This is a genomic window from Massilia sp. LXY-6 (genome assembly GCF_051233485.1).
In the GTDB taxonomy this organism is placed as follows: Bacteria; Pseudomonadota; Gammaproteobacteria; order Burkholderiales; family Burkholderiaceae_D; genus Telluria.
Genome location: NZ_JBKFGF010000028.1, coordinates 21779 through 39868 on the forward strand (window position 1 = coordinate 21779; position 18090 = coordinate 39868).

An 18090-nucleotide genomic window follows, 5' to 3' on the forward strand; every position below is an offset into this window, starting at 1 on the left:
CCTCTCAATGTGCGGCCGCTTGCGGCGCCGTTTCGCTGGATCCGCCCAGGTAGGCGTCGATGACCTTCGGATCGGACTGCACGCTGGCCGGGTTGCCCTCGGCGATCTTCTGGCCGAAGTCGAGCACCGTCACGGTGTCGGAGATCGACATCACCACGTCCATGTGGTGCTCGATCAGCACGATGGTGATGCCGTGGTCGCGGATCTTGCGGATGATCGCCATCAGCTCGCGGATGTCCGGAGCGGTCAGGCCGGCGGCCGGTTCGTCCAGCAGCAGCAGGCGCGGGTCGAGCGCCAGCGCGCGGCCGATCTCCAGCAGGCGCTGCTTGCCGTAGGGGAGGTTGCGCGCCTCTTCCATCGCCAGGTCGGCCAGGCCGATGAACTCGAGGATGGCCGCCGCGCGCTCGCGCGCCGCCGCTTCCTCCCGCTTGTAGCGCGGGGTGGTGAGCATGGCGTCGAACACGGTCGAGCGGAAGCTGTGGTGCAGGCCGACCAGCACGTTCTCGGTCGCGGTCATCTCGCCGAACAGCTGTACGTTCTGGAAGGTGCGGGCGATGCCGCCCAGCGCGATCTGCGAGGGCGTGCGGCCGGCGATGGCCTGGCCGGCGAACACCACGCCGCCGGCGGTCGGCTTGTAGATGCCGGTCAGGACGTTCATCATCGTGCTCTTTCCCGAGCCGTTCGGGCCGATCAGCCCGTGCACCGAGCCGCGCGCCACGCTCAGGTCGACCAGGTTGAGCGCCTTCAGGCCGCCGAACTGCATCAGCACCTGCTCGACGCGCAGCAGCTCGCCGCCGGCCTTGCCGGCCGCCCGCATGCCCGCGAACGGATCGGCCTGGCCGGCGCGCGTGGCCGCCACGTGCAGGCGGCCGCGTCCCATCAGGCTCTTGAAGAAGCCGACGATGCCGTCCTGCAGGTAATACACCACGAACAGGGTCATCAGGCCGAAGATGGTCAGGCGCCAGTCCACCATGTTCTGCAGGCGGTAGGACAGGACCGCCATCGCCAGCGTGCCGACCACCGGCACCGCGACCTTGGCCGGGCTGGTGCGCCCGCGCGCCAGCGCGAAGCCGGCGCCCAGCACGGCCAGCACGGCCGCGCCGATGGCGATCTTGCGGAACAGCTCGATGTCCGACAGGAGGCTGGGCAGCATCACGACGATCGCCGCGCCGATCAGGGAACCGAGGCGGCTCTTGCGCCCGCCCATGATCACCGCCAGCAGGAACAGGATGGTCAGCTCGAAGTTGTAGGTGTTGGGCGAGATGTACTGTTCCGAATAGGCGTACAGGCTGCCGGCCAGGCCCGCGAAGCCGGCGCTGATCACGAAGGCATACACCTTGTAGCGGTACACCGACACGCCCATGCAGTCGGAAGCGATCGGGCTGTCGCGCAGCGCCTCGAAGGCGCGTCCGATGTGGGAACGCAGCAGGCGGTGCACCAGCAGCAGCGACAGGAACATCAGGCCCGCCACCGCGTAGTAGTACTGGACTTCGGTCAGGTCGTTGCCGCCGACCTTCGGCTTGGTGAGCATGATCCCCATCGGGCCTTCGGTCAGGAAGCTCATTTCGTTGATCAGGATTTGCACGATGGTGCCGAAGGCCAGGGTCACCATCGCCAGGTAGGGACCGGTCACGCGCAGTGCCGGCAAGGCCAGGATCGCGCCGAACAGGGCGGAGCCGAGCACGCTGGCCGGCAGCGTCACGTACCAGGGCATGGCCAGCTTCATCACCAGCACCCCGGTGATGTAGGAGCCGATCCCGAACAAGCCGGCGTGGCCCAGCGAGACCTGGCCGGTGTAGCCGACCACGATGTCCAGGCCGTACAGCAGGATGGCGTAGATCAGGATAGTCTCGGCCAGGTGCACGTAGTACGGATTCGTGAACAGCAGCGGATAGGCCGCGACCAGGACGATGCCCAGCGCGATGGCGGTAGCGGTTTTCTTGTTCATGCTTTATACCTTCTTGATCGCGGCCTTGCCGAACAGGCCGGAAGGCTTCACCGCCAGCACCAGCAGCAGGAGCACGAGGCCCGGCACTTCCTTGTAGCCGGTCGACAGGTAGAAGCCGGTGGCGGTTTCGGCGATGCCGAGGATGATGCCGCCGACGATTGCGCCCATGCCCGAGGTCAGGCCGCCGATGATCGCCACCGCGAAGGCCTTCAGCCCGAGCGAGGCGCCCATGTTGGCGCTGGTCAGCGTGAGCGGTGCGATCAGGGCGCCGGCGAAGGCAGCGGTGGCCGACGACAGCGCATACGAAAACGTGATCACCATGCGCGTGTTGATGCCCATGAGGCCGGCCGCATCGCGGTCGTTGGCGGTGGCGACCACCGCCTTGCCGTAGATCGACTTGCGGTTGAAGATCTCGACCGCCAGCATGATCGCGAGCGCGCCGACGATCACCAGCAGCTGCATCGGCTGGACGTTCGCGCCCATCACCGTGACCGGTTCGGACGACAGCGGTGAAGGGAAGGGCAGCACGTCCTTGCCCCAGATGTTCTCGGCCACGTTCTTGAAGATGATGGCCAGTGCGATGGTCGACATGATCCAGCCGAACTCCGACTTGATGCGGATCGCGGGGCGCACCCCGATCCATTCGACGAACATGCCCTGCAGCGCGCCGAACACGACCACGATCGGGATCATTGCCCAGTAGCCGAGATAGGGGCCGCCGTGGATCGTCCCGACCAGCGACAGTCCGACCAGGGCGCCGAGCATCAAGGCCTCGCCCTGGCCGAAGTTCAGGGTGCCGGAGGTGGCGAACGTAAGTTGATAACCGAAGGCGATGACGGCATAGATCATGCCGAGCGCGATGCCGGAAAACACCAGCTGCAGAAGGATTTCCATTATTTACCCGTGCGGCGCGATTAATTGAACGTCGTTCCCGCGCAGGCGGGAACCCAAGTTCTTCATGCGCAGGCGATCCGCAAGCAAACTTAGGTCCCCGCCTGCGCGGGGACGACGGGTGGGTAGCGAGGCGAGTGCGCTCGGTACGCGGTGTTACTTGGCCAACACCACGTGGCCGTTCTGCACTTCGCCGAACTTGGTGTTGTCGAAGTTGATGGCTTCGTGGTCGGTCTTGCTGTACGGCTTGTTGTAGGTGGTGACCACGCCTTCGACCGGGGTCTTCAGGTTCTCGAGCGCGGCGGCGATCTTCGGACCTTCGGTAGAGCCGGCCTGCTGGATCGCGGCGGCCAGCAGGTAGATCGAGTCGTAGCCCTGGGCCGCCGACACCGCCGACGGCATGCGGCCGCCCGGCGGGTTGTAGGCCTTCACGTAGGCGTCGATGAAGTTCTTGCGCTTCGGCGTGTCCGGGTTCTGGATGAAGGTCTGCGGCATGCGCGCGCCGTCGCCGTTCTTGCCGGCGTTGTCGACGAAGTTGGCCATCGCCAGGGTCCAGCTGCCGATGATCGGCACTTTCCAGCCCAGCTTCTGCATGCCGTTGGCGATCTGGGCCAGCTCGGGGCCGATGCCGTAGGTGAGCACAACGTCGGCGCCGGCCTGCTTGGCGCGCAGCAGCTGGGCGGTCATGTCGACGTCGCCGATGTTGTACTTCTCGACCACCACCGGCTTCAGGCTTTTCTTGTCGAGCACCTTCTCGAGGTCTTCGCGGCCGAGCTGGCCGTAGTTGGTGGAGTCGGCCAGGATCGCCGGCTTCTTGAAACCGCGGCGGGCGACTTCTTCGCCGATCATCGCCGACTGGATGGTGTCGTTCGCGGAGTTGCGGAAAATGTAGTTCTCGGGCTGGTTGGCGAACTGCTTGGTGACGATGGAACCGGTGGCGACGTTGTTCATGACCGGGATCTTGGCCTGCTGGTAGAAGCGTTGCGAAGCCAGGGCCACGCCGGTGTTGATGTAGCCGACCGTGGCGACCACGTGCTCCTTGTTGATCAGCTCCTGCGCCACCTGCACGCCGCGCTCGTTCTTGGCTTCGTCGTCGCGCTCGACCAGCTCGATCTTGCGGCCCAGCACGCCGCCCTTGGCGTTGATTTCACTGGCGGCCAGGCGCACCCCGTCGCGCATCGACACGCCCATCGGCGCCGAGCCGCCCGTGAACGGACCGGACACGCCGATCTTGATCGGGTCCGCGGCCATGGCCGTCATCGACAATCCCATTGCTACCCCTGCAACCAATGCCTTCAGTTTGAAATCCATTGCTGTCTCCGTAGTTGACTTCGTTTTTTGCCGCGCGCCGGGGGGCGCCGGTTCCGGGGCGGATCGGCTGGTACCGACCTCATCATCGGGCCATTCTAGGATAGCAATTGGGCAACAGCAAACGATTCATGTGACGCAATGCAGCATGCGTCTTTCATGCAAATACGTAAGAAAAATGTAAGGAAGGGGGTGTATGGCGGGGCGAAAAAAAAGAGGCCGCGCCTTCGCGCGACCTCCTCATTTCAGTGCAATTTTTTTAATTTAGCGATGTCCGCGCCAGTGTCCGCCGCCATGGTAACCACGGTGACCCCAGTTGCTCCAGCTGAAGCCGAGGCCGATCGTGACCGGCGGGTACCAGAACGGATCGTAGACCGGGGCTGGCGCATAGATCGGCGCCGGCACGTACACCGGAGCCGGTACGTACACCGGCTGGGTCACGTAGGTGGTGCTGCTCGGCGCCGGGCTGTAGGTGACGACGTCCGAGCGCGTGACGCGCCCGGCGTCGCCCGAAGCGGCGGCCTGGGCGGCGGTGCCTGGCGCCACCGGCGTGACCGACACCACCTGCCAGCCGTTCGCGTCGGGCGCCTGGGCATAGGCGCGGGTGCCGTAGTTGGCGGGACCCGGATACTGGGTCGCGCAGCCGCTCAGTGCGGCAACTGCAAGAATGATGGCGAGTGTTTTCATGGCGGTTCTCCTCACCTGCCTACTATACCGATCTTGACGGCGCTTGCTCCCAGGATTTACAGGCTGTTACACCTGTTCATTTTCGCCGCCGGCTCGACAGTGCCACCGCGGCCAGGATCATACCGAAGCCGGCCGCGTGGTACAGGTGCGGCGCTTCGCCCAGCAGCGGCCAGGCCGCCAGGGTCGCAAACAGCGGGATCAGGTACACCGACATGCTGGCGCGCGCCGGGCCGGCCACCGCCACCAGGCGGTCGAAGCAGAAGTAGGCGCCCAGGCTCGGGACGATCGCCAGGAAGACCAGCGCCACGTACAGCCTGCCGTCGCCGAAGGACGGGACGTCGCCCTGGAGCGCTTCGATGGCCGCGAACGGTGCCAGCACCAGCGCGCCGCCGCCGATCAGGGCGGCCAGCTTGACCGTGCCGGGCAGTGGCGGCAGCGGCAGGCGCTTGTTGAACACCGTGTACAGCGACCAGCCGATCGCGGCCAGCACCACCCACAAGTCGCCGCGGCCGAATTCCAGCTGGCCGAGTGCACCGATATTGCCCTTCGACAGCACTACCAGCACGCCGGCGATTGCGATCGCGAGCCCCGCGGCTTGGCGGCGGCCCAGCGGCGCTTTCCACACCAGGCGTTCGACCAGGGTCACCAGGGCCGGGCACGCGGCCAGGATGATGGCGACGTTGGCGGCGGCGGTGTGGCGCGCGCCGATGTATTGCGGCGCGACCGCCATGCCCATGCCCAGCGTCGCCAGCAGCAGGATGCGCGGCCAGCTGGCGAGCAGTGTGGCGCGCAGCGCCCACATGCGCGGCCCCACCGAGGGCATGAGGATCATGAAGGCCAGCGCCCAGCGGCCGAAGGCGAGGAACACGGGGGGAATACCGACGCCCTGCGCCCAGCGCGCAACCACCAGGTTGGCGGCGAACAGCGCAGGGGTGACCAGCATGAGCTGCAATTCTGCATTGAAGGCGGCGCCCGGGACTCCGAGTCCGCCGCGGGATACTGCTTCCGACACTAAAAACTCCTGAGGATTGATGCGGCAAAATCATACTGCAGTGCACAAAAAATGTGCTTCTGTTCGGCCCCCCTGACAATCGACATAAAGAAGATTCTCTTATGCTTCGGTTAAAATGGAGAAGAACTATCTTTAACCTAGCTTGTATAGACAAGGAAGTACTCGTATGAAGGACGGCCAGCTCGACGATATCGACCGCCACATCCTGCGCACCCTGAGCCGCGACGGCCGCATCAGCAACCAGAAACTGGCCGACACGGTGAACCTGTCGGCCACGCCGTGCTGGCACCGGGTCAAGGCGCTGGAGGATGCGGGTTTCATCACTGGCTACGCGGCGGTGTTCGACCAGCGCCGGTTGGGCGTGCCGGACACGGTGATCATCGAGGTCACCGTCGACCGCCACGACGACGAGATCTTCAAGGCCTTTGCCGACGCGCTGGCCGAGCTGCCGGAGGTGATCGAAGCCTACCTGCTGTCCGGCGAATACGATTACCTGATCAAGGTGGCGGTGGCCGGCACCGAGGGCTACGAAACCTTCCTGCGCAAGAAGCTGTACAAGCTGCCCGGCGTGCGCCACACCCGCTCGACCTTCGCGCTGCGCTGCCTGAAGCGCTCGCCCTCGGTCAATCCTTGAAGCGCACAGCCGCCCAGCTGCTGGCGATGCCGGACTTGCCCGGCTAGGCTGCCGCGAACACCTCCAGCGGCACCGCCTGCGCCATCGCCTGGTAGCCGGTGTCGTTCGGGTGCAGGTGGTCGCCGCTGTCGTAGGCCGGGTTCAGCCGCGTCGGGCGCGCCGGATCGCGCAGCGCGAGGTCGAAGTCGGCCAGCGCATCGTGGGCGCCGGCGCCGCGGATCCAGTCGTTGAAGCGCGTTCGCACGTTTTCCCGCGCCGCGTTGTAATAGGACAGGCCCTCGAAGGGCAGCAGGGTCGCGCCGATCACGGCCAGGCCGCGCGCGCGGGCCCGCGCGAGCAGCTGCAGGTGGCCGGCGATCAGGGTGTCGGCCGGAATCGGATTCGAGGCGGCGCTGTAGACGATGTCGTTGATCCCGATGAGCGCCAGCAGCCAGCGCGCGCCCGCGGTGGCCAGCACGTCGCGGTCGAAGCGTTCGAGGGCGTCGCGGCCGGCCAGCAGCGAGGTCGCGTAGTCCGTCAGCAGCGAATTGGCGGCGATGCCGCGGTTGGCCACGCCGATATTACCGGCAATGCCCAGCTGCAGCTGCAGGCGCCGCGCAAACTGGTCCGGCCAGCGGCGGTTCGCGTTCGCGGTGCTGGCCTGGCCGTCGGTGAGCGAGTCGCCCAGCGCGACCAGGGCCGCCGTCGCGCCTCCGCTCACGTCGACCTCGGTCAGGAATGGCCACGAAGCGAGGGTGCGCTGGACCGGCAGGCCGGGCGCGGCACTGTAGTCGCCGGCCGGCGACACATAACTGGTCTGCAGGGCGACATTGTGGATCGTGGTGGCCTGCGACGCGCCCGGCAGGTAGAGGCTGACGGCAAGGTCGGCGAAGGCCGGGATGGCCAGGTCGGCCGGGTCCGACAGCGCCGGGGCGCCGGGCGGGACCGCGATCGACGGCTGTCCGCCGAACAGCAGCTGGCGGTCGGTGCCGGCCACCGTGCCGGCGCCGCCCGAACGCAGGGCGATGCGGGCCGTGCCGATGTTCAGCGGCGCGCTGCCCATCTCGTTGGACACGCGGATCCGCACCCGGCTGCCGGCTGCGCTGGCATGCACCACCAGGCGCAGGGTCTGGTTCGACAGGCCCAGCGTGGACGCGGAAGGCGGCGGACCGGCCGGGGCCGTGCCCCAGGTCGCGGCCCAGCGTTCGGCCGCCAGGGTCTGGGCCAGCGGTGCGGTGACGGGGAGCGCGGGCAGGGCGAGCCCGGCGGCGACGGCCGGGCCGGTGCGCAGGAAACTGCGGCGGGGCGGGCGGGACGGGGCGTCGGCGTCGGGGCCTTCGCCGCGGGCAAGCTGGGTCGATGTCATGTTCGGCTCCTGGGAGGAATGAGCGTTGGACCGCCCATCCATTCTATGCTCGGCGCATGAATGGTCCGGTAAGCGGGACGGTGGTTCGTTTGCGGCAGCTCTAGGATCGTGCGGGTAACACGCTTGGTCCGCGGCTGCCGCGGTCGGTATTGCTATTTGGACAGCATCCTGCCTACACTATGCCTTGCGCTATTTCCTGAAACCGCATCCAGACCCCAATGCCAGCACGATCCGATCCATTGTTCAGGCTCGCCACGAGCGCCGATATCCCTGCCATGTCACGGATCCGGCTGTCGGTCACGGAAAACAGCTTGTCCGACCCCGCGCGTATTACCGAAGCGATGTACGAGGACTTCCTGGAGCGTTCAGGGCGCGGATGGGTTGCGGAAAACGATGGCGAGATTGTCGCTTTTTGCTACGCGGATAAAGTAAACACATCCATTTGGGCGCTCTTCGTTCGCCCGGACCACGAAGGACGGGGTCTCGGCACATTACTGCTCAGGCAGGCTGCAGACTGGTTGTTCGCGCTGGGCCATGACTGTATTCGCCTGACGACTTCCGCCAACACAAGAGCGGATCGTTTTTACGCGGCGCAAGGCTGGCTGCGCCGGCCTGTCAGCGCTTCGGAGCTCGCGTACTCGCTGACCAGGCCGGAAACAGTTGGCTAAGGCGGCCTGGCATGGCGCATTCACCACCCCAGAATCCGCGCCAGGCGGTCGAGCGTGACGACGTCGATTTCGCCGGCATCGACGCGGCGGCGCAAATGCGCGCACAGCCCCTCCAGATTGCCCACCGTCGGACCGCGCACGTCATGGTGGTACGAACAGCCGCAGGCGCCCTGCGTGATGGTGGCATCGACATAGTCCCTGATCTGGCCAAGCGAGGGCGTGGCCGCCGCATCGGTCTGCACGCAATCCGGCTGGGCCAGCCATCCGCCGGGCTGGTTGGCGATGTTCTGCAGGCCGCCGCCTGTCGGGCGTCCGGCGCTGAAGCTGTGGCCGTGCAGCGAGGCTCCGCGCACCCACTTCAGGCCGGCGCGTATGCAGGCCGAGCGTACGTAGCTGTCGGTGCTGCCCTGGGGCAGCGCGAAAAAGCGCGCGCCGGTGCGGATGCCGAGCCCTTCGAGGCCGCGGACGCCGGCAAGGATGTCCTCGTGGATCGCACGATCGTCGTTGGCCGAGCCCGCGTACCGGTAGTCGGCCAGGCCTTTCCAATCGGCTTTTGCCGTGACGGTGAGGCGCAGGCTGCCCTGGTCCGTCGCGAAGGTCGCGCTGTCGGCACTGGGCGTACTCTGCACGTAATAGACCGTGGACTGTGTGAAGCCCGGCGGCGCGGCGGAAGTGAACACGATCGGCATGTTGACCAGGAACTGGTGTGGATTCTCGAAGGTGATCGTCGCGCTGCCGGCCACCGCACGGTTCGCGCGGCGCCGGTGGGCCGCGCCCAGTCCCCAGGCGCGCACATACAGTTCGGGCAGGCGGTCGACGGAATTGCTGAGGAAGTAGCCGTACGGTCCCAGCAGCCGCAATCCGGCGTTGTCCCGGCTGGATGGATGGGTATTCGTGTGCGAGCCGATCGACCAGCCGGCGGCATGCAAGGCACCCACGTCGTCCGCCGACATGAAGCTGCTCGGGGCGCTGCCGTAACCGTGCACGCCGGTCGTCCCCAGCCAGGATGGCACGATGAACAGGTTGCCCTTGAAGCCTTTGCGTTCGACCAATTCGCGGCCACTTGGCGCGCCGGGCGCCGGCGGCCGCGCCTGCGACGCGAAGCCGTCGTCGAAGGTCACCAGGAACAGCGGCTTCGAGCCGATGTCGACATACACCGAACCGAACAGCAGCGATTCGCCCGGCTTCCACGGGCCTTCCTCCATCCGGTCCTGCTGCGTGATGCGGACCGCGGCCGGCACATCGGTGCCGAACTGCCAGCCCATCGCCAGCTGCTGGCTTGGCGACATCGTCAGGAATACCCAGTCGTGCGACGGATCGACCGCGCAGTTCCAACGAATCTCGTGGCCGCCTTTTGCGCTGATGATGGCGAACGTGAAGTTGAGGGTGCGCGCCTGCGGGTTGCGGGCCCAGATGCCAACCGAAAATCCTGGCACGCTTCCTTTCGGGACGAGCCCGGACGCGGACGACAGCACCGCCTGCTCGATGGATGAGGCCGGGGACGCTTGTGTCAGCCGGCACGAATGGAAGCGCGCGGCGCCGTTGGCGGCGGACGCCACGGCGAGCGCGGGCGCTGTTCCGGCCGCCGTCCGAGGAGCCGTCCAGTCGGCGATGGGGGTGCCGACCATGCCGTGTGCCGGCGGCCGCGGACCATGTGGAGGTGCGGGCGGCGCACCCGCGCCCCCTTGCGCCGCCATGTCGACGGCGGCATGGGAGGGAGTACCGCAGGCGGACAAGCAATATCCCGCCGCGCCGAGGATGAGGACGTCTCTGCGTGTGACCATGTTGAGCTCTGCAGCGCGCGGCCGCACGTGGTTTGTCGAGTTCGAATTATAGTGAGCCGCTCGACGCGCACAGCGAACATGACAGCCCTGTCATGTACACACAGAAATATACTGACCTTGGTGCGATTAGTGAGGGGGCCCTGGAAACTGGACATACGGACCGCTAGGTGTTTGGTTCGGCGGGACGAAGGCCGGGGCCGGTACGCCCCCAGGTCCCAGGTGGCGGACGTAACGATAGATTGCGCGCACATCTTCCTTGTCCATATCGCGCAATGCGAACCAGGGCATGGGAGGCCGCAGCTTCCTCGTTTGCGCGCTCTTTATCCACTCGCTTTCGCTCATGTTACTCATCGTCAGGCGCAGGTTGGCCGGGTAGGTAGTTCCCCATGGGCCACGAAATCCCAGGCGGTCACCGAGCAGCCACTCTTTTTCCGGGAGCTTGCCCTCGGCTTGCGCATACCCTGCCGTGTGACAGTCATTGCATCCGGCAACCTGTACGAGATAGCGTCCACGCTCGATGGTGCTTCCCTTCGCCTTGGCCCCGGACGCCGGTGTGCGCACGGTATTGTCCGCAGCGGACACCGTGACCGGTATGCAGACAGCCAACAGCATGATGCTATCGATAAGCTTGGCGGTACAGGTTTTATGGATGCGGTTTGACATGATTAGCCCCTCAGCCCGTTTCACCATCCATCATAGTTGGCCATTTAGGCGAGACAAGGGACAGGAATCCTGTTTTCCCAGGACAGTCGACGACATCCCCTGGACGCGTGTACCGGGGCAGCGCCGCTCGCAGCACAGCCGAGCCGGCGCTTATTCCGCCGGCCGGCCTGCCGCGGCGACGATCTGGCTGTGGCGTGCCGCCAGTACCTGCTCGAGCTTTACGTCGCGGCCGTAGATATCCGGGGCAAAGCGCGGACTGCCATTGGTGTCGACCATGGCGGTGGCATAGAAAATCACGACGGGAATCGCCTTGGCCAGGTCGACGTGCCGGGTCGGTCCCGGCTGCAGGGCATCCTGGATGGCGTCGGCGTTCCACTGGCGCTGCCGGCCGAGCACGTACTGGGCCAGCGCGGCCGGATGCTCGACCCGGATGCAGCCGTGCGACAGGTCGCGCCGGCTGCGCTGGAACACCTCGCGCCTCGGGGTCGAGTGCAGGTAGATGTCCATCGGGTTGGGCATCGCGAACTTGATCGGTCCCAGCGAATTGTTCGGCCCCGGGCGCTGGCGCACGCGCGCCCGGCCGGCCTGGAGCTCGGCCACGCTCGCGCCCGGCGGCACCGTTTCCATCTCGTTCTGCGCGAGGTAGGCAGGGTTACGCGCCAGCTTGGGCAGGATTTCCTTGTCGAGAATGCTGCGCGGGACGTTCCAGTAGGGGTTGAACTCGAGGTAGCGCATCTGGCCGACGAACAGCGGGGTCTCGGTCTTGATCGCGGTGCCGACCACGACCCGCATCTCGAGCGGATCCTCATCGCCGTCCTTGTTCAGTGCCCACAAGCGGTAAGCCGGCAGGTCGACCACGATCAGCGGGCCGGGGCCGAAATCCGGCAGCCAGCGCAGGCGCTCGAGCGTCAGTTCGAGCTGGCGCACGCGCTTCGCCAGAGGCACATTGAGCGCGTCGATGGTGCCGCGGCCCAGCACGCCGTCATCAAGCAGGCCATGACGGGCCTGGAAATGCCGGACGCCTTCCGCCATGCGTTCGCTGTAGATGCCCTCGGTCGGGGGCGGCGCATCGGCCGGCAGGTCGCCCAGCAGCACCAGGCGCTTGAACAGCGCCTCGGCGTCCGGGTAGGCGTCGCCGGAGGCGACCTTGCCGGGCGGTTTCGACAGGGCCGGATACGCTTGCCTGGACAGCTCGCGGTAATTTGCCAGCGCAGCCTTGACCGGCGCGTATTGCCGGAATTGCGGCTCGGCGGCCTGCACCGCGGCCTGTAGCTTGCCGGCGGCGAGCCCGGCACGCAGGCGCTCGACCGGATCGTACTGCTTCAGGCGCGCATCGGGCAGGCGGCTGTGGTATTCGGAGCGCACGCGGCCGACGCGCAGGTCGGCCAGGTAGCGCAGCATCGCCGCGGTGAGCGCGACGTCGAAACGGGCGCTATCGCTGATGCCTGCACGCAGCTGCCGCTGCAGCGCCTCGGTGCCGTAGTCGAGCGGGTCCAGGCCCTGCAGCGTGGCCCGGCGCAGCACCCATAAGGCCGCCGCGGCGGTCGACGGGTTCCAGGCGGGCGCATACTTGCGCGGCGCGTAGAACCGGTCGAGCCAGCCGCGTTCGTCATAGGGACCCGAGGGTGACGCGGGCGACTGCGAGGCCTGGACGGCCAGCGTACGGATGGCGGCGGGGACGGGCTGCGCGAGTGTGGAACAAGGGATAAGGGCCGCAGCTGCACAAAACACGAGTGCGGCGCGGATTTTCAGGCTGAGCTTCATTGATACTCTCGAACTTCGGCAACCGTGCGTTACCGGTCCGTATCTTATCCTGTGGGCATGGCGATGCCCAGCGGCGTGAAGATTTCTTACACTCGGCACTGACCAGGCAGAGACGGTTCCGCCGTCCGAGCACTTGCGCGTGTTTGGCATGAGTCCGCGATAACCGAAAGTAGAAGCCGCTGTCTTGATCGCGTTGACAGGCTATGGTATGGATGGGATCGAGCGCAGACCAGTGCCGCCGGCCTCGATCGTCACTTGGTCAAACCAGTCAATGCGCAAACGCTGTGCGGGCTTCTCGGCAAGGTTCAGCCCGCTCAATCCTGGATTCCAGATCCGGACACCGGCCCTGTCGGTTCGGTCGCCGCTCCGGTATCATTCGGGGATGAATGAGATTTCCTTCCTTCCCTTTGTCATCGGCGTCGCTGGCGGCAGCGGCAGCGGCAAGTCAACGGTGACCCAGCAAGTGCTGGCTTCGTTCGGCGCCGACATGGTCTCGGTCGTGATGCAGGACGATTACTATCGCGACCAATCCGATCTCGCCCCTGAAGTCCGCCGCAGGCAGAATTACGACCATCCGCAGGCCTTCGACTGGCCACTGCTGATACAGCAGGTCCAGGCCTTGCGCAATGGCGAAACGATCGAGATGCCGGAGTACGACTTCACGGTCGACAATCGCTCCAACAAGACCATTCCAGTCAAACCGGCCCCGGTCATCGTGATCGAAGGCCTGTTTGCCTTGTATGACGCGGACTTGCGCAACATGATGTCGCTGAAGATCTTTGTCGACACCGCCGCCGATGTTCGTTTCATCCGCCGCATGCAAAGGGATATTGCCGAACGCGGCCGCTCGCTGGAGAGCATCGTCGGCCAGTACCTGGAAACAGTACGCCCGATGCACAAGCAATTCATCGAGCCGACCAAGCGCCACGCCGATGTCATCCTGCCCCACGGCGCGAATGGCCCGGCGGTCGATATCATTACCACCAAGGTCGCGAGCGTCATCGGCGGGTTGAAACGGCCCTGACCGGCGCCGCGCGCTAGGCGGGCATGCTGCTCCCGATCGCCTGTCGCCGGCCTGTTATTGCAGGATCGCCAGCAAACCGTCCAGGCCCGTGACATTCAGCGCCACGTCGGCCTGCGCCCGCACCACCGGCTTCGCGCGGAAGGCCAGCGACAGGCCGGCGATGCCCATCATTTTCAGGTCGTTGGCACCGTCGCCCATCACGATGGCCTGGCACGGGTCGATGCCGAGCTCGGCACACACGCGCTGCACGGTGCGCATCTTTTCCTCGGCGTCGACGATGCCGCCGACCACGCGCCCGGTCAGCACGCCACCTTCGGCCTCGAGCACGTTGGCGTGCACATAATCCAGCTTCAACCGGGTCTGCAGGCGCTCAGTGAAGAAGGTGAAGCCGCCCGACACCAGCAGGGTCTTCAGGCCGGCGGCCTGGACTCCCTCCAGCATCGCCTCGCCGCCCGGCGAGATGCGCAGGCGCTCCTCGTAGACGCGCTGGAGGGCCTCGACCGGCAGGCCCTCCAGCAGGGACACGCGGCGTTTCAGGCTTTCCGAAAAATCCAGTTCGCCGCGCATCGCGGCTTCGGTGATGGCGGACACCTGCGGCTTCAGGCCCTGCATGTCGGCGATCTCGTCGATGCACTCGATGGTGATCAGGGTCGAGTCCATGTCCATCGCGACCAGCTTGAAGTCGGCCAGGGTGAGCCTGGCGTCGATGAAGCTGGCGTCGATGCCGGCCGCGTGCGCGGCAGCTTCGATCTCGGCCTTCAGCGAAGGCGTGAGGTCGATGCCGTCGCAGCGCAGCGCGTGCGCGTGGATGGCGGTGGTGCTGCGCGGGTTCGCCAGTGCGGCGACCTGCGCGAGCACGGCCTGGTCGGCCCCGGGGGCCTGGAGGATCAGTTTCTTGGACATGGCGAATCTACGCTAATAGTTGTTTGATGGTTTGCTTGACCTGGTTCACGCGCGCCGGCAGGTCCGGCATCGCGGCCGTGATGCGCAGCTTGTCCTGGCCGGCCAGCTTGACGTGGCGGTTCTTCTGGATCAGCGTGATGATCTTGATCGGATCGATCGGCGGCTTTTCCATGAACTGCAGGCTGGCGGCTTCGGCGTGGGCGTCGATCTTGACGATGCCGACCTGCTTCGCGGCGATACGCAGGCGGTGGGTCTCGATCAGGGCCTTTACCGCATCCGGCAGCTTGCCGAAGCGGTCGATCAGCTCTTCCTGCATGTCGTCGATGCGCTCCTGGGTCTCGCAGTTCGCCAGGCGCTTGTAGATCGACAGGCGTTCGTGGACGTCGCCGCAGAAGTCGGCCGGCAGCAGGGCCGGCACGTGCAGGTTGATCTCGGTGGTCGAGGACAGCGGCGCGGCCAGGTCCGGCTCGCGGCCGGCCTTCAGCGCCTTCACGGCCTCGTTCAGCATGTCGGAATAGAGCTGGAACCCGATCTCCAGCATCTCGCCGGACTGGTTCTCGCCCAGCACTTCGCCGGCGCCGCGGATCTCGAGGTCGTGCATCGCCAGGTAGAAGCCGCTGCCCAGTTCCTCCATCGCCTGGATCGCGTCCAGGCGGCGCTGCGCCTGCTTGGTCAGGTTCAGGGCGTCGTTCACCAGCAGGTAGGCATAAGCCTGGTGGTGCGAACGGCCGACGCGGCCGCGCAGCTGGTGCAGCTGGGCCAGGCCGAACTTGTCGGCGCGGTGCATGATGATGGTGTTCGCGGTCGGCACGTCGATGCCGGTCTCGATGATGGTCGTGCACAGCAGGATGTTGAAACGCTGGGCAACGAAGTCGCGCATCACCTTTTCCAGGTCGCGCTCGTGCATCTGGCCGTGCGCCACGCCGATGCGCGCCTCGGGCAGCAGTTCGCGCAGCATTGCCAGGCGGTTCTCGATAGTCTCGACTTCGTTGTGCAGGAAGTAGACCTGGCCGCCGCGCTTCAGTTCGCGCAGGCAGGCTTCGCGGACGACCGAGCCGTCCTCGCTGCGGACAAACGTCTTGATGGCCAGGCGCTTCTGCGGCGCGGTGGCGATCACGGAGAAGTCGCGCAGGCCTTCGAGCGCCATGCCCAGCGTGCGCGGGATCGGCGTCGCGGTGAGGGTGAGCACGTCGACCTCGGCGCGCAGGGCCTTCAGCGCTTCCTTCTGGCGCACGCCGAAGCGGTGCTCCTCGTCGATGATGACCAGCCCCAGGCGCGTGAATTTCACGTCCGGCGACAGCAGCTTATGGGTGCCGATCACGATGTCGACGGTGCCGTCGGCCATGCCCTTGATCGCGTTGTTGATCTCCTTGCCGGTGCGGAAGCGCGACAGCTCGGCGATGCGTACCGGCCAGTCGGCGAAGCGGTTGGCGAAGGTCTGCGCGTGCTGCTCGGCCAGCAGGGTGGTCGGGGCCAGGATCGCCACCTGCTTGCCGCCCATGACGGCGATGAAGGCGGCGCGCAGCGCGACCTCGGTCTTGCCGAAGCCGACGTCGCCGCACACCAGGCGGTCCATCGGGCGGCCCGAGGTCATGTCCTTGATGACGTTGGCGATCGCTTCGGCCTGGTCGGGCGTCTCGTCGAAGCCGAAGCTCTGGGCGAAGTTCTCGTAGTCGATGCTCGAATATTCGAAGGAATGTCCCTGGCGCGCGGCGCGGCGGGCATACAGGTTCAGCAGCTCGGCGGCGGTGTCGCGCACCTGCTCGGCGGCCTTGCGCTTGGCCTTGTCCCACTGGCCGGAACCCAGGGTGTGCAGCGGCGCGTCCTCGGGCGAGGCGCCGGAGTAGCGCGAAATCACGTGCAGCTGCGACACCGGCACATACAGCTTGGTCTCCTTGGCGTATTCCAGGTGCAGGAACTCGGTGTCGCCTTCGCCCAGGTCCATGCTGATCAGGCCCATGTAGCGGCCGATGCCGTGGTTGATGTGCACCACCGGGTCGCCGATCTTCAGCTCGGACAGGTCGCGCACCATCGACTCGACCTGCGAACTGGCTTCCTGCTTCTTCTTGCCGGCGCGGCGGCCGGTGCCGGCGTACAGCTCGGTCTCGGTGATGAAGACCAGGCGGCCGACCGCTTCCTCGGACAGCTCGAAGCCGGCCTGCAGCGGGGCCACGCCCAGCACCACTTCCGCATCCGTCGCGCGCAGGCCCTCGAAGCCCTCGACCGGGGCCAGCTCCAGCTTGTACTCGTTGAAGTACTGCTGCAGGGTCTCGCGGCGGCCGTTCGACTCGGCGCAGATCATCACGCGCGTGTCGACGCGCATGAGGTAGGAGCGCAGGTTCGCAAGCGGATCGTCGAGGCGGCGGTTGACCGCGATGTCGGGGATCGGCGCCGACAGTTCGGATGCAGCCGGCGAAGCGTCGCGCGCGATGGCCCAGCGTCCGTGCGGCTTGGCGCACACGAAGAAATCCTCGGCCCCGAGGAAGATCTCCTTCGGTTCCAGGATCGGGCGTTCGCGGTCGGCCTTCAGGAATTTGTAGCGCGATTCGGTGTCGGCCCAGAAGCGCTGGATCGCGGCTTCGATGTCGCCGACCAGGGCCAGCGGCGATTCCTCGGGCAGGTAGTCGAACAGGGTCGCGGTCTGGTCGAAGAACAGCGGCAGGTAGTATTCGATGCCGGCCGAGGCGATGCCGCTGCCGATGTCCTTGTAGACGGGCGAGCGGGTCGGGTCGCCTTCGAAGCGTTCCCGCCAGCGGCCGCGGAAGGCGGTCCGGGCCTGCTCGTCCATCGGGAATTCGCGGCCCGGCAGCAGGCGCACTTCCTTCACCGGGTACAGCGAGCGCTGGGTGTCGGCGTCGAAGGTGCGGATGGTCTCGATCTCATCGCCGAACAGGTCGAGGCGGTAGGGCAGCGCGGAGCCCATCGGAAACAGGTCGATCAGGCCCCCGCGCACCGAGTATTCGCCGGGCGACATCACCTGGGTCACGTGGGTATAGCCGGCCAGGGTCAGCTGGGCCTTCAGCTTCGCTTCGTCCAGGCTCTCGCCCTGGCGGAAGAAGAAGGTGTAGGCGGCCAGGAAGGATGGCGGGGCCAGGCGCACCAGGGCCGTGGTGGCGGGCACCACCAGCACGTCGCACTGGCCGTTGCGGATTTCGTGCAGGGTCGCCAGGCGTTCCGACACCAGGTCCTGGTGCGGCGAGAACGCATCGTAGGGCAGGGTTTCCCAATCGGGTAACAAGTGGCACGCCAGCTTGCCGTCCGCAAACCACGGAATCTCGTCGAGCAGGCGCTGGCCATCGCTGGCGTTGGCCACGATCACGGTCAGCATCTGTTTATTTGCCTTCAGCGCCAGCGCGGCGAGCGCCAGCGCATAGGCGTCCGAGGAACCGTGCAGGGTCGGCAGGGCAAAACGTTGTCCGGGTTTGGGGAGGTGTTTTTTCAGGTCGAAAGGCATGGTGG

The 18090-nt window shown here is 66.3% G+C and carries 14 protein-coding genes; 3 read left to right on the top strand and 11 right to left on the bottom strand.

The genetic code is table 11. From position 1 onward, the window contains the following. Nucleotides 1–4: 4 nt before the first annotated feature. From ACI48D_RS14080 to ACI48D_RS14100, 5 genes are all read right to left on the bottom strand, one after another. Entirely contained in the window at nucleotides 5–1948 is a 1944-nt protein-coding gene (locus ACI48D_RS14080) for a branched-chain amino acid ABC transporter ATP-binding protein/permease (protein ID WP_435571861.1), read from the bottom strand. A 3-nt stretch (nucleotides 1949–1951) separates the two neighbouring features. Next, on the bottom strand, nucleotides 1952–2842 hold the full coding sequence (locus ACI48D_RS14085; protein ID WP_435571862.1) for a branched-chain amino acid ABC transporter permease: 891 nt from the start codon (nucleotides 2840–2842) through the stop codon (nucleotides 1952–1954). A 153-nt stretch (nucleotides 2843–2995) separates the two neighbouring features. After that, entirely contained in the window at nucleotides 2996–4150 is a 1155-nt protein-coding gene (locus ACI48D_RS14090) for an ABC transporter substrate-binding protein (RefSeq protein WP_435571863.1), read from the bottom strand. Nucleotides 4151–4411: 261 nt separating this feature from the next. Next, nucleotides 4412–4834, bottom strand: coding sequence for a hypothetical protein (locus tag ACI48D_RS14095; protein ID WP_435571864.1), 423 nt, complete (start codon nucleotides 4832–4834; stop codon nucleotides 4412–4414). Between the two features lie 76 nt (nucleotides 4835–4910). Continuing rightward, nucleotides 4911–5846, bottom strand: a complete 936-nt coding sequence (locus tag ACI48D_RS14100; RefSeq protein WP_435571865.1) for a DMT family transporter — start codon at nucleotides 5844–5846, stop codon at nucleotides 4911–4913. A 166-nt stretch (nucleotides 5847–6012) separates the two neighbouring features. Between ACI48D_RS14100 and ACI48D_RS14105 the strand changes: the two genes are divergently transcribed. Further along, nucleotides 6013–6480 carry an Lrp/AsnC family transcriptional regulator gene (locus ACI48D_RS14105; RefSeq protein WP_435571866.1) on the top strand — a complete coding sequence of 156 codons (468 nt, stop codon included), beginning with the start codon at nucleotides 6013–6015 and terminating at the stop codon, nucleotides 6478–6480. 43 nt (nucleotides 6481–6523) lie between these two features. On the opposite strand, the gene ACI48D_RS14110 is transcribed toward ACI48D_RS14105, so the two are convergent. Continuing rightward, entirely contained in the window at nucleotides 6524–7825 is a 1302-nt protein-coding gene (locus tag ACI48D_RS14110) for an SGNH/GDSL hydrolase family protein (RefSeq protein ID WP_435571867.1), read from the bottom strand. Nucleotides 7826–8043: 218 nt separating this feature from the next. Between ACI48D_RS14110 and ACI48D_RS14115 the strand changes: the two genes are divergently transcribed. After that, entirely contained in the window at nucleotides 8044–8493 is a 450-nt protein-coding gene (locus ACI48D_RS14115; protein ID WP_435571868.1) for an N-acetyltransferase family protein, read from the top strand. A gap of 20 nt (nucleotides 8494–8513) precedes the next feature. Here ACI48D_RS14115 and ACI48D_RS14120 read toward each other — a convergent pair whose 3' ends face one another. From ACI48D_RS14120 to ACI48D_RS14130, 3 genes are all read right to left on the bottom strand, one after another. After that, nucleotides 8514–10277, bottom strand: coding sequence for a polysaccharide deacetylase family protein (locus ACI48D_RS14120; protein ID WP_435571869.1), 1764 nt, complete (start codon nucleotides 10275–10277; stop codon nucleotides 8514–8516). 126 nt (nucleotides 10278–10403) lie between these two features. Further along, nucleotides 10404–10940 carry a c-type cytochrome gene (locus tag ACI48D_RS14125; RefSeq protein ID WP_435571870.1) on the bottom strand — a complete coding sequence of 179 codons (537 nt, stop codon included), beginning with the start codon at nucleotides 10938–10940 and terminating at the stop codon, nucleotides 10404–10406. Nucleotides 10941–11090: 150 nt separating this feature from the next. Next, complete coding sequence (locus ACI48D_RS14130) at nucleotides 11091–12704, bottom strand: L,D-transpeptidase family protein (RefSeq protein WP_435571871.1); 1614 nt, start codon at nucleotides 12702–12704, stop codon at nucleotides 11091–11093. A 382-nt stretch (nucleotides 12705–13086) separates the two neighbouring features. Between ACI48D_RS14130 and udk the strand changes: the two genes are divergently transcribed. Further along, nucleotides 13087–13728 (top strand): uridine kinase, encoded by a 642-nt coding sequence (gene udk, locus ACI48D_RS14135; protein WP_435571872.1) that lies wholly within the window; start codon nucleotides 13087–13089, stop codon nucleotides 13726–13728. Between the two features lie 54 nt (nucleotides 13729–13782). Here udk and serB read toward each other — a convergent pair whose 3' ends face one another. Next, nucleotides 13783–14631, bottom strand: coding sequence for a phosphoserine phosphatase SerB (gene serB / locus ACI48D_RS14140; RefSeq protein WP_435571873.1), 849 nt, complete (start codon nucleotides 14629–14631; stop codon nucleotides 13783–13785). A gap of 7 nt (nucleotides 14632–14638) precedes the next feature. Further along, a complete protein-coding gene (gene mfd, locus ACI48D_RS14145; protein ID WP_435571874.1) occupies nucleotides 14639–18085 on the bottom strand; it encodes a transcription-repair coupling factor in 3447 nt (1148 codons plus the stop codon). Nucleotides 18086–18090 lie beyond the last annotated feature (5 nt).